Source organism: Paenarthrobacter sp. 2TAF44, assembly GCF_052114885.1.
Classification (GTDB): Bacteria; Actinomycetota; Actinomycetes; order Actinomycetales; family Micrococcaceae; genus Arthrobacter.
Genome location: NZ_JBFRFP010000012.1, coordinates 49,864 through 69,435 on the forward strand (window position 1 = coordinate 49,864; position 19,572 = coordinate 69,435).

General features: G+C 61.7%; 11 protein-coding genes. 8 read left to right on the top strand and 3 right to left on the bottom strand.

The features are described 5' to 3' along the window. Positions 1–169: 169 nt before the first annotated feature. Positions 170–880, bottom strand: coding sequence for a 3'-5' exonuclease (locus tag AB4Z15_RS13390; RefSeq protein ID WP_442017663.1), 711 nt, complete (start codon positions 878–880; stop codon positions 170–172). 66 nt (positions 881–946) lie between these two features. On the opposite strand from AB4Z15_RS13390, the gene AB4Z15_RS13395 reads away from it, so the two are divergent. The 3 genes from AB4Z15_RS13395 to AB4Z15_RS13405 are packed head-to-tail and all read left to right on the top strand — an operon-like array spanning position 947 to position 8,201. After that, entirely contained in the window at positions 947–1,363 is a 417-nt protein-coding gene (locus AB4Z15_RS13395) for an MGMT family protein (RefSeq protein ID WP_442017664.1), read from the top strand. Beyond that, positions 1,360–4,674: an ATP-dependent helicase gene (locus AB4Z15_RS13400; protein ID WP_442017665.1), complete on the top strand. Its 3,315-nt coding sequence runs from the start codon at positions 1,360–1,362 to the stop codon at positions 4,672–4,674. Before AB4Z15_RS13395 ends, AB4Z15_RS13400 begins: the two co-directional genes overlap by 4 nt. Next, entirely contained in the window at positions 4,671–8,201 is a 3,531-nt protein-coding gene (locus tag AB4Z15_RS13405) for an ATP-dependent helicase (RefSeq protein WP_442017666.1), read from the top strand. The genes AB4Z15_RS13400 and AB4Z15_RS13405 overlap by 4 nt, the downstream gene beginning before the upstream one ends. Before the next feature lie 48 nt (positions 8,202–8,249). Here the strand turns inward: AB4Z15_RS13405 and AB4Z15_RS13410 are convergent, their stop codons facing one another. Beyond that, positions 8,250–9,566, bottom strand: coding sequence for a macrolide 2'-phosphotransferase (locus AB4Z15_RS13410; protein ID WP_442017667.1), 1,317 nt, complete (start codon positions 9,564–9,566; stop codon positions 8,250–8,252). A gap of 180 nt (positions 9,567–9,746) precedes the next feature. On the opposite strand from AB4Z15_RS13410, the gene nudC reads away from it, so the two are divergent. From nudC to AB4Z15_RS13425, 3 genes are read left to right on the top strand one after another with little or no spacing between them, the layout of a single operon-like run. Continuing rightward, complete coding sequence (nudC, locus tag AB4Z15_RS13415) at positions 9,747–10,736, top strand: NAD(+) diphosphatase (RefSeq protein WP_442003733.1); 990 nt, start codon at positions 9,747–9,749, stop codon at positions 10,734–10,736. Next, a complete protein-coding gene (locus AB4Z15_RS13420; protein WP_442017668.1) occupies positions 10,733–12,865 on the top strand; it encodes an ATP-dependent DNA helicase UvrD2 in 2,133 nt (710 codons plus the stop codon). Before nudC ends, AB4Z15_RS13420 begins: the two co-directional genes overlap by 4 nt. Beyond that, positions 12,865–13,488: a M48 metallopeptidase family protein gene (locus AB4Z15_RS13425; RefSeq protein ID WP_442017669.1), complete on the top strand. Its 624-nt coding sequence runs from the start codon at positions 12,865–12,867 to the stop codon at positions 13,486–13,488. Before AB4Z15_RS13420 ends, AB4Z15_RS13425 begins: the two co-directional genes overlap by 1 nt. Before the next feature lie 61 nt (positions 13,489–13,549). Here AB4Z15_RS13425 and AB4Z15_RS13430 read toward each other — a convergent pair whose 3' ends face one another. Then, entirely contained in the window at positions 13,550–15,001 is a 1,452-nt protein-coding gene (locus AB4Z15_RS13430) for a zinc-dependent metalloprotease (RefSeq protein WP_442017670.1), read from the bottom strand. A gap of 211 nt (positions 15,002–15,212) precedes the next feature. Between AB4Z15_RS13430 and AB4Z15_RS13435 the strand changes: the two genes are divergently transcribed. Next, positions 15,213–16,349, top strand: a complete 1,137-nt coding sequence (locus tag AB4Z15_RS13435; RefSeq protein ID WP_442017671.1) for a YlbL family protein — start codon at positions 15,213–15,215, stop codon at positions 16,347–16,349. 130 nt (positions 16,350–16,479) lie between these two features. Further along, on the top strand, positions 16,480–19,476 hold the full coding sequence (locus AB4Z15_RS13440; protein WP_442017672.1) for a UPF0182 family membrane protein: 2,997 nt from the start codon (positions 16,480–16,482) through the stop codon (positions 19,474–19,476). Positions 19,477–19,572: the final 96 nt, after the last annotated feature.

A 19,572-nucleotide genomic window follows, 5' to 3' on the forward strand; every position in this document is an offset into this window, starting at 1 on the left:
TCTGGCTCGCTTATTACGAATAAAGTTTCTGGAGGACGCCTTACCTCGCCGAACTATTCCGGCGATAGGCAAAGAGATGGAATCCCTGCGCGCAAGTTTCGTGCTGAAGGAGCTTCGGGATTCTTGTGACTTGCGTCCCAACTCCGGCTGGTCTGGAGCTGGAACCCCCTCAGAAGCCGCCTCGACTGGCGTCCTCGGGTGGCAGTACGGGCCACTCGCCTTCGATGACAGCGGTGGGCTTGCTTCGCCGCAGATACTGCTGGAAGTCAGCAGCTTGGGATGCGGCCCAGTCCACCTGCAAATGGTGCAGCTTGGAGGCCGGCATTTGCAACTTGGGGAATTTGCCAGCCATGGCATCCAAAACGCGCAGTGTCGCCAAGGCGTCCGCGGCGGAGGTGTGGGCGTTGTCCAGGTTCACACCATATTCCTCGCATAAAGCTGTCAAGGTGCGCTTGCCCTTACGGTACCGGTCCACCTGCTTGTTCATCACATATGGGTCCAGTACCGGGAAACGGGTCAATTGCGGGACACCATGCCGTGCTGACTCGGCGGCGAGCACCGTGAAGTCGTAGCTGGCGTTGAATGCAATGACCGGGGTGTCGTCGTCGAACAATTTTTGAAGAACGGCGGCCACCTCGCGGGTGACCTCGGCCGCCGGGCGGCCTTCGGCGCGGGCCTTCTCGGTGGTCACTCCGTGGACCTCGCTGGCCTCCAGCGGAATCTCCACCCCGGGGTCCGCCAGCCATTCATGCTCTTTGATGAGCTGTCCGTGCGCGTCCACCACAGTGATTGAAGCCGTGACGATGCGGGCGGAACGGGAATTCTTCCCTGTGGTTTCGAGGTCGAAGGCAGCGCGGGGGAGGGTATTCCAGGAGCTCATGTTTTCACGCTACCGGCTGGCACTGACAGTACTGGGCACGACACTCCTGCGGCTACGCTGGAGCACATGCGGATGGAGTATGTGACGGCGGTACTGGCCGTCGTGGACCTTGTTCCGCCCGGCACGGCCGTGTCATATGGTGACGTCGCAGAACTCCTTGGAGCCGGCGGACCCAGGCAAGTGGGCGCGGTGATGAGCCACTACGGCAGTTCCGTAGCTTGGTGGCGTGTCCTACGGGCTAGCGGTGATGCCCCGCCCGGCCACGAGGCAGAAGCCCTGCGCCATTATGTACAGGAGTCCACGCCCCTGCACGGCGCCTTTGAGGAATTCCTGCGAACAGGTGAGGGCCGCTGGCGCGTGGACCTTGGCACTGCACGATGGGCGCCAACTGATGCTGATTTCGATCTTATTGATGTGATCTCGGACCAGTTGGAGCGTCAGCTCCATATTTTGTCGGTGCCCGATGATGAAATGACTTTGTGACCGCAACAGCTACCAAAACCCGCCAAGCCCCGGCAGCCCTCCGCCTGCTTCCGCCGCGCGAGATTCACTACGCGGCACCTGACCTGTCCACGGACCAGCGTGCGGTGGTGTCAGTCGGGCAAGGAGGCGGACCTGTGCTGGTCCCTGGAGGTCCGGGCACCGGAAAGTCCACAGTGCTGGTCGAATCAGCGGTCCGCCGGGTTAATGAAGACGGCGTGGATCCCGAACGGATCCTTATTCTCGCCCCTGGCCGACACGCCGCGGCCGCCTTGCGGGACACCTTCACCGGTCGCCTGGACCGGAGCCTCAGTACGACGCCGGCACGCACCTGGGCGTCGTACGCGTTCGACGTCATCCGGCGCGCCAAAGCGGAAGGCGTCCTGCCGTTGCCCCGGCCGCCCAAGCTCCTGTCCGGACCGGAACAGGATCTGATCATCAAAGAGTTACTGGAGGGCCATTCCCGCCCAGGGCACCAGTTGCCCTGGCCAGAGGACCTCTCCGCAGCGCTGCCCACCCGTGGTTTCCGCCACGAGGTCCGCCAATTATTTGATCGCATTATCGAGGCCGGCCGCACTGCAGAGGACGTGGTGGGCCTCGCCTATGAATGTGGGCGTCCGGATTGGATGGCAGCCGCCGAGCTCTACGGTGAGTACCGGGATGTTTTGGACCTCCGAATGCCCGAGGCCTTCGACCCCGCGGGGATCATCACCACGGCGCGCCAGATTTTTCAGGACTCGCCGGCTTTCCTGGCCGCTGAGCGCGACCGCCTGCAGCTGGTTCTCGTGGACGACGCCCAGGAATCCAATCCTGCCGTGTTTGAACTCCTCGCGGATATTGCAGAGGGCAAGGACGCCGTAGTTACATACTCGCCTGACACGGTGGTACAGGGCTTTCGCGGAGCGCGGCCCGACCTTGTCGCCGAGCTGCCCTTGCTGCTCGAAGGAAGCCACGGGGTTCTTGAGCGGCCACTGTGGATCACGCATCGTCACCGACCCGAGGTGGCGGAGGCCTGGACAAGGGTTGCCGCACGTATCTCCCAACGATCCGGAGGCCAACGGGCCAGGCGCCTAGAACAGCCGGAGTCCATCGAAAGCGCTGATGAAATCAGCAACGGTGGGCGGGTGGAAGCGCATGTGCTTCCTTCTCCTGTCCATGAGCTTCGGTATGTTGCGCAGCGGATTCTGGAAGCCCAGTTGCGTGAGGGCCGCGAGTTTGGTGACATCGCCGTCATTGTCCGCAATGGTGGATTGATCTCGCAGCTCCAGCGTTACCTCAACGGGCAGGGAATCCCCGTGCGTGTTCCGGTGGCTGATTCCGCAGTACGGGACGAGGTGGCCGTCCGACCCCTCCTGGAGGTCTTCGCTGTCATCCTTGACCCGGCCAAGCTCACTCCTGAGAGTGCTGTTTCCCTCCTGACTTCGCGTATTGGTGGAGCCTCCGCCATTGAGCTGCGCCGCCTCCGTCAATCTCTCCGGCGCGAGGAGCTCCTGGGGGGCGGCGGTCGATCCAGTGACGCTTTGCTGGTAGAAGCGCTGCTTGAACCCGGAGCGCTGGCGTCGTTGGGGATTGAAGGGAACCCTGCCCGGCGGCTTGCACGGATGATCGCTGCCGGCACCGCCGCAGCAGCCGAGCCGGGGGCCAATGCGGAATCTGTCCTCTGGGCGCTGTGGCATGCCACGGGCTTGGCTTCGCGCTGGTCTGACGCCGCCTTGGAAGGAGGGAGTGCCGGGGCCCGCGCTGACCGCGACCTTGACGCCATGATGGCACTGTTCCACACAGCAGAGCGTTTTGTGGATCAACTGCCCGGCTCTGGCCCGGAACAGTTCCTCGATTACTTGTTGAACCAGGAACTTCCGATGGACACACTTGCGGCGAGGGCCCAGCTTGAGGAATGCGTGGAAATCATGACTCCGGCCAGTGCTGCCGGGCGCGAATGGCCTGTGGTGATCGTGGCCGGCCTGCAGGAAGGTGTCTGGCCGAACACCCGTCTACGTGGTGAACTCCTGGGCAGTACCCTGTTTGCGGACGCCGTGGAGCATGGAGTTGACTACGCGTTGGGCCGCGGACCACTCAGCAGGCTGAGGGACATTCGCTACGACGAACTCAGGAGTTTCTCCACAGCGGTCTCGCGCGCCAAGGAGGTCCTCATCTGCACGGCAGTCTCCTCCGAGGACGAACAACCATCGGCCTTCCTGGATTATGTAGCCCCCTTGGCTCCCGGCGATTACAAGCGTGACTACACCCCGGTAGATCGTCCAATGACCCTGCGTGCGCTGGTAGCTGAGTTGAGACAGCATGCCCAGGCTGAGGATCAGAACGACGGCGAATCGTCCACCGCGCGCGAAGCAGCGCGGGTGCTGGCTCGCCTCGCGTCTGTTGATCCACCAGTAGCGGGAGCCCATCCGGATACATGGTGGGGGTTGGCTCCCTTGAGCTCCGAGGAAGCGGTGGTCCCGGCGGGAGGCACTGTATCCGTGTCGCCATCCAAGGTGGAGGCTGTCCACAAGTCCCCCCTGGACTGGTTTGTGCAAGCGGCCGGGGGAGAAGCTGCCACCGACTTCGCACGGAGCCTTGGCACACTGGTCCACACCATTGCACAGGAGCTGCCGGACGCTTCGGGTGCGCAGTACGTTGCCGAACTCGTTCGCCGCTGGCCCACCCTTGGCATGAAGGACAATTGGGAGGGCAAGCTCGATTACCAGCGCGCGGAACTGATGGTTCGCAAGTTAGCGCAGTACGTGCTCATCATGCGCAGCGAAGGCCGGAGCCTGCTCGCGGTGGAGCACGACTTCGAAGTCCAACTTCCTGACGTCCACCTTCCTTCTGCATGTCTGGAGGAAGGCGCGGATGATTCCACAGCCACCCGGCACGCTGTGCTTCGCGGACAGGTTGACCGCTTGGAAATCGACGCCGAAGGCCGTTTGGTGATCGTCGATCTCAAGACCGGAAAACGCCAGCCGGGCAAGGCCGAAGTGGCCCGGCACCCTCAGCTGGGAGCGTACCAGGCAGCGGTTCTCAAAGGTGCATTTGAGGATGCGGGCACGTTGGGGGAGTTCGACAAACCTGTTCCCGGTGGGGCCGTCCTTGCACAGCTGGGAACCAAGACCAAAAGCCCCGGGGTTCAACAACAGGATCCACTCGAGCCTGACGACAATTGGGCAGAGGCTTTGGTCAACGAGGCCGCGGAACTCATGGCCGGCGCAACGTTCGAGGCCCGGCACGATCCGAGCAAAGGGGGACACGGCGGACATGGCTGCCGTCTACCCGATATTTGCCCACTGTGCGCCAGAGGAAAGCAGGTCACTGAATGACTACCGATCTTCTTGAAGGATCCGAAACCAGGGACGCCGAAATCCTGGATGTGGTGTCCGGGCTGCCTGTTCCCAGGTTCTCCCCGTCCGAGTTGGCAGACATTCTTGGCGAAAAGAACCATCCCACTGCAGAGCAGGCCAGCATTATTTCTTCCTCGCTCACTCCGCGCCTTGTGATAGCTGGCGCGGGCTCGGGGAAGACGGCCACCATGGCAGACCGCGTTGTGTGGCTTGTGGCCAATGGTTGGGTCCGGCCCGAGGAAGTCCTCGGTGTGACATTTACCCGTAAAGCTGCCGGCGAGCTGGCCAGCAGAATCCGGGCCAAACTGGCCACCCTCCAGCGAATAGCAGGCGAGGACGATGGCAGCATCGGCTTCCCTGAGGGGCTTCTGGGTGCCGATGACCTTGAGCCCAAGGTGTCCACCTACCATTCCTACGCGAGCGGAATTGTTTCGGACTATGGATTGAGATTGGGCATCGAGCGTGACGTCGTCCTGCTGGGTGCCGCGCAATCGTGGCAGTTGGCAAGCGAGGTCGTTGAGGCCTACGACGGCGAATATGAGCACTTCACCGCGGCAAAGTCGACGCTCGTCAATGCCGTCATCCAGCTCGCGGGTGAGTGCGCAGAACACCTGCAGGACCCGGCCGCCGTCCGGGACTGGTTGCTGGAGCGCGTTCAGTCCTTCGAACAGCTCCCTTATGTGGCCGGCGCAAAGAAGAACCCGACGCAGGCGGCAGGCGAGCTCGCTGCCATGCTACGGACCCGGGCCAGCGTCGCAGACATGGTTCTCCGGTACCAGGATGCAAAACGGCAAAGGGGAGTGCTGGATTTCGGGGACCTCGTGGCACTCGCGGCCCGCATTTCGAGGGAAATACCATTGGCTGCGGCCACTGAGCGGGCACGCTACAAGGTGGTGCTGCTGGACGAGTTCCAGGACACTTCGCATGCTCAGCTTGTCTTGTTTTCGCGCCTCTTCGGTCTCGGCCATGCCGTCACCGCGGTAGGGGACCCCAACCAATCGATCTACGGATTCCGCGGTGCCTCGGCGGGGCAGCTCTTCCACTTTGTGCAGGAGTTCCCTGTGAGGCACAACGACCAAGAGTCAGGCGGCGAGGCCTATTCTGTGGCCCCGACGTCTTACCTGACCACGGCTTGGCGCAACGGCCGGAACATCCTCCAAGCGGCCAACACAATTGCGGCCCCGTTGAACAAAGCCGCGGCCACCGACGGTCCGGCGGGGGAGAGAGGGAATGCAGGTGGCGTTGCTGTTCCGCCCCTGGTGCCGAGTCCGGCCGCGGCCGAAGGCAGCGTTGTTATCGGTCGCTTTGGCACTGACGAAGACGAGGCTGGCGCTATTGCCCGCGACATCCGGCGCTACCAGAGGACTGTCTTCGAGGAAGAGAAAGACGGTACTCCGGTCAAGCCAACCATGGCGGTTCTGTGCCGGCGACGTGCGCAGATGGAATGCCTTCGGAGGGAATTCGAACTCCAAGGAATTCCCTATGAGATCGTCGGCCTCGGCGGTCTGTTGGACACTCCTGAGATCGTGGACTTGGTGGCAACGCTGCGGGTCCTGGCTGATCCTGGCCGTTCCGATGCTTTGATGCGACTCCTGGCGGGAGCCCGCTGGCGCATTGGACCAGCGGACCTCATGGCGTTCAACGATTGGTCCCGTTTCCTGGCCAAGCGGAGGTCAGGACCTGGCAACACCCTTGAGGTCGCCGACGAAGACCCGGCTGCCGTCGTGATGGAAAGCGACATCACTGACGCCGCACGCCTGGTGGAAGCCCTTGACTTCCTGCCGCGGCCGGGCTGGACATCCGGACATGGGAGAACACTGAGCCCTTCAGCCCTGCAACGATTGACGAGGTTGTCTGAGGAATTGCGCTCCCTTCGAACGTACATCGGTGATGACCTGACTACACTGCTCGGCGAAGTTGAGCGTGCCATGTTGCTGGATATCGAGGTGGCGGCAAAGCCGGGAGTGAGCATTCATCAAGCACGGCGAAACCTGGATGCCTTCCAGGACGCAGCCGCTGGATTCCTGCAGACGTCGCAGCGGATCGACCTCCTGGCGTTCCTCTCCTGGCTGGAAGCTGCGGCCTCCGAAGAGGGTGGCCTGGATATTGCCCCTCTTGAAACCAACCGGGAAGCAGTCCAACTCCTGACCGTCCATGCCTCCAAGGGGCTGGAATGGGACGTCGTCTTTGTCCCCGGGCTCAACGCGGGTTCCTTCCCCAGCAACAGGGACTCAAGGTGGAGCAGCGGTGCAGCTGCCTTGCCATGGCCGTTGCGGGGTGACCGAGCCGATCTGCCGCAGTGGGATCTTGACCAGCAGGACCAAAAGGGTTGGCTGGACGCAGAGAAGGACTTCAAATCGGAAGTTCAACATCATGGCGAAGCCGAGGAACGCAGGCTTGCATACGTCGCCTACACCCGGGCCAAGTTCGTTTTGATGGTATCCAGCTCCGCGTGGAATGGGTCCAGGTCCGGTATGGCAGGGATGTCGTCGTTCCTATCCGAGCTGGCGCCACTCGCGGCAGTGCCCTCCTCGTCCGGGAATGCCCTCGCTGTCGTGGCCGGGCGGAGCGTTGTGGTCCACCCTGAATCAGTAGCCGAAGAATCACTGCCCGATAGCAGTCCGCTCACAGCAACGTTGGAAGTGGCTCAATTTCCTTATGATCCACTCGAAGGCCCGTCCGATCCGCGTACCGGAGCCCGTATCAGGCTCGTTCCCGGCCGCCGGGCCGCCATGGACCGGGCTGCAGCCCAGGTACTTGAATTCATGGAGGGAGCCGCTTCCGAAGCATCACCGGAAGAGTTGACAGGCAACCCGGGGCGCTGGTCACACGAAGCCCAGCTGCTATTGGATCGCCGGCTCCAGGGAAAACTTCATCAGGACGTGCACTTGCCCAGCCATATCTCGGCGTCCCTGTTTGTTGACCTTGGCTCAGATCCTGCAGCTGTGCTGGCCCAACTCCGTCGGCCCGTGCCCCGCGAACCAGGCATTTCGGCCCGAAAGGGCACAGCCTTCCACGCCTGGGTGGAGGAGTACTTCGGAACAACCGGCATGTTGGACATCGACGAAGCACCTGGCTCGGATGCCCATATCGACGAAGCGTACGGCTTGGATCACATGGTTGAAGCGTTCAAGCAATCCGAGTGGGCGCATCGGGCTCCAGCCTTTGTGGAAGTGCCTGTGGAAACGAGGATCGGTGAGGTGGTGGTCCGCGGACGTATCGACGCCGTTTTCCGTGACGCGGACGGGCGCTGGCAACTCATTGACTGGAAGACGGGTCGCCGGCCGGCGGGCAAACAGCTCGCAGCGAGAGCCGTGCAACTGGCTGTCTACCGGCTTGCATGGGCGAGGTTGAAGGGCGTTCCCCTGGAGGAAGTCAGCGCGGCGTTCTATTACGTTGCAGAGGATGCTGTCGTGCGTCCGCATGACTTGGGCAGTGCCGGGGAACTTGAGCAGATCATCAGCAAGGCCCTCAAGAACGAATTATCGGGTGGGGACTCCAGTTAGAAGGAGCGCTGGATAGCTCGCCCGGAACCCCGGTGTGGAAACGCTGGTCTATGAACGTTCGCCAGCATGCAGTGGTGTCACATTGACAACGTTCAAAGCTGCAGTCGACGCGTCATCCTGAGGCCGGGAGGTGGGTTCTTCCGCCAACTTATCGGACCTGGTTTCGGCATCCGAGTCTGATGCTGCTTCCTTGCCAGGCGCGTCCTTGCCAGGCGCTTCCTTGCCAGGCGCTTGGGCGTCAGGCAATCCGGCGTGGGGGACGTCCTTCGAAGACGTGGGAGCTAGGGGCGTCGCTGAAACTGAGGTGCCGGCGTCGGGAATCGCCACAACTGTAACAGCAGGCTGCTGGGTGTGGATGGAGTGATTCGAGGCATCCTGTAGTGCTGCCTTTTCGGCCTCCGCCTCAGCTGCTGCTGCCTGCTCTGCGGCAAGTACGGCCTGGTCATGCCGGGCTTGCTCTTGGATGTCGTCTGCGAGGGACTGCAGCATTGATACTGCCTCCGACGTCATATCCTCGTGCCCAACGGCCATTGCCTTCACCAGGTACTGAGCCAACGCGAATTCAGCCAGCAAAGCGGCCCGTCGAAGCAGATGGGCGTCCGGCGTGTCCCGGCGCGCTTCGGTATACCGGCTTAGCACGGCCTCAACGAACGAGGCTTCGTTGGACGCTACCAGCCAAGCAAAATCATCGGCGGGATCCCCGATGCGAAGGTCGGTCCATCCTGTTAAGGCCGTCACAGTGTCGTCCTGGACCATCAGGTTGTCTTCATGGAGGTCGCCATGAACCACCGAGGGGTTAAATCGCCAGAGGGCGACGTCCTCCAGGGCATGTTCCCAGCGCCGCAGCAAAATGGCAGGAATCTTGCCGGTAGTGGCCGCCTGGTCCAATTCGTTGAGCTTGCGCTGCCGAAACTCGTTGGCCGAGTAACTGGGCAGATCAGCGTTGTTGACCAGTGCCAGGGGGAGGTCGTGGATGGCGGCAAGGGCGTTGCCAATATCACGGGCCAAAGCCGAGCTGCCAGCGGATAGTTCGTCAATGGACAGCGTGAAACCTTGCAGATGGGCGTACACGAACGTTGTGAGGGCGCCCTGCCGGACTGTGCCGGCGACGGTTGGCACATGGAAAGGAAGCTCGGCACGGATGCCGGGCGCGAAGGCCCGCAGGACCATGAATTCCGTTTCGAGGCGGGTACTTGCCTCGGGATGGCGCGGCGAACGGACGCGCCAGCGCTTGCCTTCCGCGTCGAGCAACAACGCCGAATCGAAGTCGGCGTCGTCGTCGGGGGAATAGGCTGTAGCCGTCGGTGCCAGTCCGGGCACCGCCGCGGTTGCTACAGCGGCCAGTTCGAGCGGTGTTCTTCTCACGTCTTCCACGGTAGATTGACTGGCGCCTGTGGCCATGATGCAGTGCGGCGAGTCTTCAGATCCGCATGAAAACAAGGCCGAAGTGGATCATCGGTTCAGTTCAGCGGCCGGCAATGCCAGGATATGCACAAGCGGCCCATCCAAATGTTCTTTGTCGGTGCGAATCAGTACGGTAGATACATGAGTTATGCGGAGTCTCCGGCGCTGGCCAACCACTTGATGGAAACTGTTCTTCCAGTGCGCCCGGCGTTGGTGGACCGAGGCTCCAGTGAGCGCATGAAGCCTGGCATGGTTGAAGACCTCATCGTCTCTGGCAAGGCCAAGGCCATGGTTATTTCCCAACGCAAGGCGCTGGTGAACACGGACGGCCTCTGGTTCGGGGACGCTGGCCCGCTGTGGGCGGCCCTCGGCGAGGCAAAAACTGGCGCCCTGACGGCTATCTACTTGGGTACAACCTTGCGGCCTTCTTCCGTGGCCGAGGGTACTCCTGTTTTGCTGTTTACAGTTGCTGAACCGCCCGTTCCGGGGACAGCCCTGATCCCTTCCGATGCGCAGTGGGCAGGGTTCCGGGAAGTTGCCGGACGTCTCGATGCTACTGACACCGCCCTGTTCATCGAAGCCAGCGCCATCTCCAACTGGCACGCAACACATACCCATTGCCCGCAGTGCGGTACCCCGACCGATATCGAAACCGGGGGCTGGGTGCGCCGGTGTCCCAAGGACAACTCTGAGCACTATCCGCGCACAGACCCGGCGATCATCGTTACTGTAGTTGGCCCTGATGGCCGGCTTCTGCTGGGTGGCGGCGGGCCTGCCGACGCCAGGAACTACTCCACCCTCGCTGGATTTGTTGAACCCGGGGAATCGCTTGAGCAGGCTGTTGTCCGCGAAATTGGCGAGGAAGTAGGTGTCCGCGTTACTGCATGCCAGTATCTCGGTTCGCAGTCGTGGCCCTTCCCTGCCTCGCTCATGTTGGGCTTTACGGCAATAACGAACGACGCCGTTGCCCGCCCCGACGGCGTCGAGGTCACCCGAGCGCGGTGGTTCAGCCGGGAAGAGTTGCAGGAGGCCGTGTTGAGTGGCGAGATCACCATCTCCACGCGCTTGTCGATCGCGCGCTCGTTGATTGAGCATTGGTACGGCGGCGTCATCGAAGACCTCCAGCCGTGACAGGAGGAATTTTCGACGTCGGTGGCTCACTCGAGGAGCGAATCCTCAGCGGCCTGGATGATGAGCAACGTGAAGTAGCCAGCACTCTCACAGGCCCTCTGTGCGTACTTGCAGGTGCGGGCACAGGCAAGACCCGCGCCATCACGCATCGCATCGCCTATGGAGTGCACTCCGGGGTGTATTCGCCTCAGAGGCTGCTGGCCGTGACCTTTACAGCCAGGGCGGCGGCCGAAATGCGCAGCAGGCTTCGGGATCTTGGCGTGGCCAATGTCCAGGCGCGGACTTTCCACGCCGCGGCCCTGAGGCAATTACAGTTCTTCTGGCCTCAGGCGGTCGGCGGCACCCTGCCCAGCCTGCTGGACCACAAGGCGAACATGATCGCGGAGGCCTCACGCAGGCTTCGCCTCAGCACCGATCGCGCGTCCATCAGGGACTTGGCTGCAGAGATTGAGTGGGCAAAAGTCTCTATGCTCACACCTGCCAACTACCTGGAGAATGCACAAGGACGCGGGACTCCGGGTGGTTTCGACCTCACGGCTGTGTCCAGGGTGTTCCAGGCGTACGAGGATATTAAGACTGACCGCAACGTCATTGACTTCGAAGACGTCCTGCTGATTACCGTTGGGATCCTCCAGGAGGATCCCAAAGTGGCAGCCACGGTCAGGGAGCAATACCGCCACTTCGTCGTCGACGAGTACCAGGACGTCTCCCCGCTTCAGCAGCGGCTCCTGGATCTCTGGCTGGGTGGCCGTGACGAATTATGCGTGGTGGGCGATGCCAGCCAGACCATCTACTCCTTTACGGGGGCCTCGCCCAAGCATCTCTTGAATTTCAAGGCACACTATCCAGGTGCCACCGTGGTCAAGCTCATCAGTGACTACAGGTCCACGCCACAGGTCGTTAAGCTGGCCAATGATCTCCTCGGGTCCCGGCGAAGTGGCGGACCGGTTGCCGATGCGGCGTGGGCGCCTCCGCTCAAGCTTGTCGCCCAAAGGCCGGCCGGCCCGGAGCCTCGGTTCATGGAATGTCCGGACGACGAAGCGGAGGCGGCGGTCGTTGCCGGCAGAATCCAGGAGCTACTCAACACGGGAGTCAAGGCGAGCGAGATCGCCATACTGTTCCGCACCAACGGGCAATCCGAAGCTTACGAGCAAGCGTTGGCGTCGGCTGGGATCGGTTACCAGCTTCGCGGCGGAGAGAGGTTCTTCGCGCGCAAGGAGGTCCGGGATGCGATCCTGCAGTTGAGGGCTGCAACCAGGGCCGTGGCGGAAGGCGCTCCGGAGCCCTTGGGCCAGATTGTCCGTGACATCGTTGCTTCGCTTGGCTACAGCGAAGCCGCGCCGCACAGCGGGGGAGCCCTTCGCGAGCGTTGGGAATCGCTGGCTGCCTTGGTGGCCTTGGCTGATGAGTTGTCAGTCACCCGCGGAGAGTCTTTCACATTGGCTGAGTTCGTCAACGAGCTCCAGGAACGTTCGGTTGCCCAGCATGCTCCCACGGTTCAAGGTGTGACCCTTGCCTCCCTTCACTCGGCAAAGGGCCTTGAATGGGATGCCGTGTTCCTGGTGGGCCTCAGCGAAGGACTCATGCCTATCTCCTTCGCGGACACTCCGGAGGACGTCGACGAAGAACGCCGGCTGCTCTACGTCGGGATCACCCGTGCGCGTGAACATCTGAACCTGTCGTGGTCCTCTGCGCGTACTCCCGGTGGCCGTGCCAACCGCAAGCCCTCCCGCTTCCTCGATGGACTCCGGCCGGATTCGGTGGCGTCCGCGAACGCCAGGAGCCGGGCAGGTTCCACGCGCCGCAAAGCTGCGGCACCGGCGTCGTGCAGGGTGTGTGGAAGCATGCTTGCCTCTGGGGCAGAGAGGAAGGTGGGTCGCTGCAACCAATGCCCGCCCACGTACGAGGAACAGACCTTCGACGCCCTGAGGCAATGGCGGCGCGATGAAGCGCAATCTGCCGACGTTCCCGCTTACGTTGTCTTCACTGATGCCACATTAACGGCAATAGCCGAAGCCCGGCCGGCGTCGCTGGAGGAATTGGCTGGACTGGCGGGGGTAGGGCCGTCCAAACTGGAGCGCTACGGAGAAGCCGTCCTCGCCGTCCTCGCAGAAAGCACCAACCTCTGATGCCGCGTTCAACAGCCGGTCAGCCCGACGTTCAGATGCTCACCGACGACGGCGCTCCGGTAGTCGTCAGGCGCTCAGCCCGGAGGCGGCGGACGGTAGCAGCGTTTTGGGAAGACGGTAATGCCGTTGTCGCGATTCCGGCAAGCTTTACCAAATCGCAGGAGCGCGAGTGGGTGCGGCGCATGCTTGCGAAGCTGCAGAGGCAAGGTGAGCGCCGGGCGGGTAAACCAGATCGGCGCAGGCCTGCTACGGACGAGGCACTTGCCCAGCAAGCAGCGCACCTTTCGCGGACCTACCTCGGAGGACGGGCGGTTCCGACGTCGGTCCGCTGGGTGACCAACCAGAACTCACGGTGGGGTTCGGCTACTCCAGCGGATGGAACCATCCGGCTTTCCAACAAGCTTCAGGCAATGCCCCAATGGGTGATCGACTACGTGCTCCTGCACGAGTTGGCGCATTTGCTGGTAGCTGGACACAACGCGCAGTTTTGGCGCTTGCTTGAGGCCTACCCGGAGACACAGCGCGCCAAAGCATTCTTGGAGGGGGTCGCGTTCGCGACGTCCCGTGGGATGAGCGGTGACGCCAACCAAGCCGCCGGAACGGAACCGGAACCGACGGGCTAGAGAGGGCAATGGTCGCCATAATCCATGGCGACCATTGCTGACTTTAGGTGGACGATGAGTATTAAGTGGACGGTGACTTCGGGTCTTCGCTGCCCGAGTCAGGCCCGGTGTCGTCCTGGGAGCCTTCATCCTGGGAGTCTTCGTCCTCCGATGTGGCTTCAGCGGGCTCATCGTAGCCACCGCTCAAGAGCTTCTGCAGAGCATCGTCAACTTCGGTGTCGCTGGCCTCGGCGAGCCTGCGGCGTTCGGAGAAGCCCTTCGGATCGTCGAGGTCTTCCCCGGTGGGCAGCAGGTCAGGGTGGTGCCAGATGGCATCCCTGCCAGCAATACCGCGTTCTTCTTTCAGGGTCGCCCACAGAGTAGCGGCCTCGCGAAGCCTGCGTGGGCGCAGTTCCAGCCCCACAAGCGAAGAGAAAGCATGTTCAGCGGGACCGCCGGTGGCACGGCGACGACGGACAGTTTCGCGCAGGGCGGTAGCCGAGGGCAGTACCTTGTCCGTGGCTTCAGCACTGAGTTCATCTACCCACCCCTCCACCAGGGCAAGCGCCGTTTCGAGCTTCTCAAGAGCGGCGGTCTGCACTGGCGTCCGCTCCGGAGTGAAGACACCCTGGGACAAGGCCTCCTGGATTCCTTCAGGATTGCCGGGATCCAGATCCCGGGCGAGATCCTCGATTCGGGACATGTCAATGTGGATGCCTCGCGCATAGGCTTCAATGGCGCCGAGCAAGTGGCCGCGAAGCCACGGCACCTGCACGAACAACCGGGCGTGGGCTGCCTCGCGGACGGCGAGGAAGAGCCGGACATCATTTTCGGGGAGGCTGAGTCCTTCGCCGAACTTGGCGACGTTGGCCGGGAGCAGAGCCATCTCCAGGTCAGCCAAGGGAACACCAATGTCCGTGGAGCTGACTACCTCGGCCGAGAGTGCGCCAATCGCCTGTCCCAGTTGCATCCCAAAAATGGCGCCGCCCATATTCTGCAGCATGGACGAGGCGCCACCCATCATGGACTTCATTTCCTCGGGCATCTGCTGGGTCAGCGCGTTGGACAAGGCATTGGCGATGCTGTTGGCAACTGGCTCAGTCAGCCGCTTCCACGTTCCAAGGGTTGCTTCAACCCATTCCGCGCGGGACCATGCACGGCCGATAAGTCCAGTAGCGGAAAGATCTGTTACCGGATCCAGCCACAGTTCCGCGAGCCGGAGCGCTTCATCGATGTCCCGGGCCTGCTGGGCGTTCACCGAGGGATCGCTCCCGGAAGCCGCAACGCGTCGAGCGTTCTCATGGGCCAGTTGCCAGTTCACGGGACCCTCGGACGTTGAGCTCATCATGGCCTGGACCTGCGCGAACATTTGTTGCAGGAGCTGGGGATCGTTGGGCAGCCCTGCGGCCTTGGCGAGTTCGGCGGGATCGATGTTGCCCATGCCCTGGCCGCCCATCAGGTTCTGCAGCATTTCCGCCAGCGGGTCCTTGGGCGTCTCATCGTCATCTGACGGGTTGTTGGGATTGGAAGTCATGGTGCCGCCGATCGTCGAACTGGCTGGTGATCACTTTCACCGTACCGCGCGGTGGGAAGGCTGTCTGCCTGTGCGCGGCGTCGTTCGCTGTAGGCAAAGCATCCCCACAACGTCCAACCGCGTAATGTGGATGTTTGGTATGTGCCCGTCGCCGCGGCCAGCGGCAGGAGCCAAAATACCGGTCGCATAGTGCCGGTAAAGAGAGGCCTCAATGCTTACTTCGCCCAGCCCGGAGGGCTCGCTCGACCCGCGTCAAACGCACGACGCCGATTCCTCCCCCGAATCTCCGGAACCTCCCGGCAGCGGCCGGTACATGATCATGGTGGTTTCGGGCCTCTTGGCCCTGGGACTTGGGATCGGGGCGGCTGCTTTGCCGGTTCCCTATGTTGTTGAGTCTGCCGGACCGACCTTTAATACGCTGGGGCAGGATGGCGACAAACCGGTCATCAGCATTTCGGGACATGAGTCCTACCCAGCCAAGGGGAACCTGGACCTGACGACGGTGGTGATGACGGGCGGGCCGAAGACTCCCGCAACTATTTTCGAGGTCTTTCGCGCCTGGTTGGACAAATCGAAAGCCGTTTATCCCGAGGAATTGATCTATCCCAAAGGCACCACAGCGGAGGAGACGGTCCAGCAAGGCGAGATTGCCATGGAGACTTCGCAGGAAAACGCTGTTGCCGCAGCACTGCGGCAATTGGACATCCCTTTTGAACAGAGGCTTAAGGTTGCCGGCCTGTCGGACCCGTCTCCGTCAGCAGGGAAACTTCAGGAAGGAGACCGGCTGACCTCCATTAACGGAAAACCGATCTCCTCCCTCAGCCTGGTCCAGGCTGAACTGGCAGCCGGAAACGGCGCCCCGGTGGCCGTCGTGGTGGACAGGAACGGTTCTGCCGTCACGGAAACGATAACGCCCACCAAGAATCCCGCTGGCCGCTACGTTCTGGGCATTCTCCTGGGCAGCGACTTCACCTTCCCCTTTGACGTGAAAATTTCCTTGGACAATGTGGGGGGTCCGAGCGCCGGAATGATGTTTGCCCTCGGCGTCGTGGACAATCTCACGCCGGGGGACCTCACAGGAGGAAAGCACGTGGCAGGGACCGGAACCATCACGGCTGATGGGGCAGTGGGAGCCATCGGCGGCATTGCACAGAAGATGATCGGAGCGCGTCAGCATGGAGCCACCATGTTCCTGGCTCCGGCGGCGAATTGTGCCGACGTCGTAGGGCATATTCCCGATGGCCTGCAGGTAGTGAAGGTGGAAACGCTGGCCGATGCCACCGCGGCAGTGGAACGACTCGGTTCAGGACAAGACACGGCGGGCCTTCCCACCTGCGCCAACAACTAGACTGGCGGTGGAACTTAGCTCCACCGCCACTCGTGGCATATATGACGGACTCCGCCATCGCCCAGGGGCAGAGATCGTCGAACACACGCACACCGACTTTTAACTGACGACCACCAATGAGGTACAGAGTTTGTCCCGTCCCGCCAGCTCCAACCCGCCCGGAAGATCGCCGCTGAGACGAGGTGCCCTGACTCCGACACTCATCGTCGTTGCAGTGGCCGTCGTTGGATTCATTTTCTTCGCCAATGTGTGGACTGACGTCCTCTGGTACCAACAGCTCGGCTTCTTCGAAGTTTATGTCCGCGAGAACCTCGCCCGGATCGTCACCTTCCTGGTCGGTTTCGCCATGATGTTCGCTGCCGTTTACTTTGCCATCAGGATCGCGTACCACGCCCGGCCGGTCTACGCTCCGGATGCTGAGTCACGTGACAACCTCAACCGCTACCAGGCCCAGCTTGAGCCTGTCCGCAGGGTCGTCATGATCGGCCTGCCTATCCTGTTCGGACTCTTTGCCGGAAGCGCCGCCGCCAGCCAGTGGCAGAAGGTCCTCCTCTTCTTCAACCAGGAACCCTTTGGCCAAACGGATCCATTGTTCAATCTGGACATCAGCTTCTACCTGATGTCGCTTCCGTTCCTTGGCTTTGTTACCGGATTCCTCATCAGCATCGCCGTAGTGGCTGGCATTGCGGGCATCCTCACTCATTACCTGTACGGAAGCATCCGGCTCATGGAGCGTGGTGTCTTCACAAGCCGTGCCGCGCAGATCCACATTGCCGTGACGGGTGCATTCTTCCTGTTGCTGCTTGGCGTGAATTTCTGGCTGGACAGGTACTCAACGGTGCAAAGCTCATCCGGACGGTGGGCGGGTGCACTGTATACGGACGTCAATGCCGTTGTACCCACGAAGGCCATCCTGGCGGTTGCTGCCGGCTTGGTTGCGATCCTCTTTATCATCGCTGCGGTTATCGGCCGCTGGCGCTTGCCAGTAATCGGTACAGCCATGCTGATCATCACCGCCATCCTGGCTGGTGGCGTGTACCCATGGGTTATCCAGCAATTCCAGGTGCGTCCCTCGGAGAACACCCTGGAAAGGGAGTACATCGACCGCAACATTAAGATGACCCGGGCAGCCTACGGCCTGGACAAGATTGATGTCTCGGCCTATAACGCCACAACAACTGCTACAAGCGGAGCTTTGGCAAAGGACGCCCAGACCGCGGCCAACATCCGCCTGCTGGACCCGAATCTCATCTCCTCGGCGTTCGCCCAGCTTGAGCAGTACCGTCCGTACTACCAATTCCCCCAGACGCTGAACGTGGACCGCTACACGGTGGACGGAAAAGTACAGGACACCGTCATCGCTGTTCGCGAGCTGAATCCGGATGGCCTGAGCGCAAACCAGCAGACCTGGGTCAACCGGCACATCGTGTACACACACGGCTACGGTGTGGTCGCAGCGAAGGGCAATAAGTTCACGGTTGATGGCAAGCCGGAATTCCTGCAATCGGGCATTCCGTCCAACGGCGTTCTCGGCAATGACACAACATACGAACCACGCATCTACTTCGGCGAGAATTCTCCCGAATATTCGATCGTTGGCGCTCCGGAAGGTGCCCAGCATCGCGAACAAGACCGCCCAGCGGGACGCGAAGGCGGGGGAGAGACGCAATACACCTTCACCGGCAACGGCGGGCCCGTTGTGGGCAACTGGCTCAACCGGATTCTGTACTCCATCAAATTCCAGTCCTCGGACTTGTTGCTTTCGGATGGCGTGAACGAGAAATCCCAGATTCTCTATGACCGCAATCCCCGCGAACGGGTTGAGAAGCTCGCTCCGTACCTGACCGTGGATGGCAACGCGTATCCGGCCGTCGTCGATGGTCGCGTGAAGTGGATCGTTGACGGTTACACCACCAGCCAGTACTTCCCGTACTCCCAACCGCAGCAGTTGCAGAATGCGACCGTTGATTCGCAGACAAGTGCAGGCCGGACGGTGACGCTGCCTAACAGCTCCGTCAATTACATCCGGAACTCGGTCAAGGCGACTGTTGACGCTTATGACGGTTCGGTCACGCTCTACGCCTGGGATGACCAGGATCCTCTCCTGAAGGCTTGGCAGAAGGTGTTCCCTGCCACTATCAAGCCCTACACAGAGATGTCTGGCGAACTCATGAGTCACGTCCGCTACCCGGAGGACCTTTTCAAGGTCCAACGTGAACTTCTCGGACGCTACCACGTCACCAACCCTGACAACTTCTACCAGAACAACGATGCCTGGAGTGTTCCGAACGACCCCACAGTTTCGGAAGCCGTCAAGCAGCCGCCGTTCTACATGTCTCTGCAGATGCCTGACCAGGACAAGCCTGCGTTCCAACTGACGTCGTCCTTCATTCCGCAAACAGTCAACGGGAACGCAAGGAATATCCTCTATGGCTTCCTGGCGGCGGATTCAGATGCCGGAAATGTCAAGGGGGTTAAAGCGGACAGCTACGGCAAGCTAAGGCTGTTGCAACTTCCAACGGACACCCAGGTCCCTGGCCCAGGCCAGGCGCAGAACAAGTTCAACTCTGATCCCACAGTCTCCCAGGCGCTTAACTTGCTGCGTCAGGGTGCTTCGGATGTTTTGAACGGCAACCTGCTGACCCTGCCCGTGGGTGGCGGACTACTTTATGTTCAGCCCGTCTACCTGAAGTCAACAGGAGAGACGTCTTACCCCACCTTGCAGCGGGTGCTCGTGGCCTTCGGCGACAAGATCGGCTTTGCGGCGACACTGGACGAGGCCCTGGACCAGTTGTTCGGTGGCAACTCCGGTGCCAAGGCAGGCGACTTCCAGAACAATGGCCAGACGCCCGCGACCCCGCCTGGGACCACAACGCCCCCGGCCGGCCCGACTGATGCCAAGGCTGATCTCAAGGCAGCTCTGGACGACGCCAACAAGGCAATCGTGGATGGCCAGGCAGCTCTGGCCAAGGGAGACTTCGCCACCTATGGCCAGCAGCAGACCAGGCTCTCCGAGGCTCTCAAGAGGGCGATCGACGCCGAAACCCGTCTCGGCATAACGCCGGAACCGACAGCGACGCCAAGTGCTACGCCAAGCGCCACACCGTCGCCTTCGCCGAGCAGCTAATGCCCGGTAAATAGTTGACACAGCCTGATTAAGAAGGGCCGTTGACCTCTCCTCCTGGAGGGGCAACGGCCCTTTCGGCTTAAAGGAAACACTTGG

Coding starts and splice junctions, on each gene's coding strand:
- nudC (WP_442003733.1), top strand. CDS start 9,747: ATGAGTTATGCGGAGTCTCCGGCGCTGGCCAACCACTTGATGGAAACT.
- AB4Z15_RS13425 (WP_442017669.1), top strand. CDS start 12,865: ATGCCGCGTTCAACAGCCGGTCAGCCCGACGTTCAGATGCTCACCGAC.
- AB4Z15_RS13405 (WP_442017666.1), top strand. CDS start 4,671: ATGACTACCGATCTTCTTGAAGGATCCGAAACCAGGGACGCCGAAATC.
- AB4Z15_RS13390 (WP_442017663.1), bottom strand. CDS start 880: ATGAGCTCCTGGAATACCCTCCCCCGCGCTGCCTTCGACCTCGAAACC.
- AB4Z15_RS13395 (WP_442017664.1), top strand. CDS start 947: ATGCGGATGGAGTATGTGACGGCGGTACTGGCCGTCGTGGACCTTGTT.
- AB4Z15_RS13430 (WP_442017670.1), bottom strand. CDS start 15,001: ATGACTTCCAATCCCAACAACCCGTCAGATGACGATGAGACGCCCAAG.
- AB4Z15_RS13435 (WP_442017671.1), top strand. CDS start 15,213: ATGCTTACTTCGCCCAGCCCGGAGGGCTCGCTCGACCCGCGTCAAACG.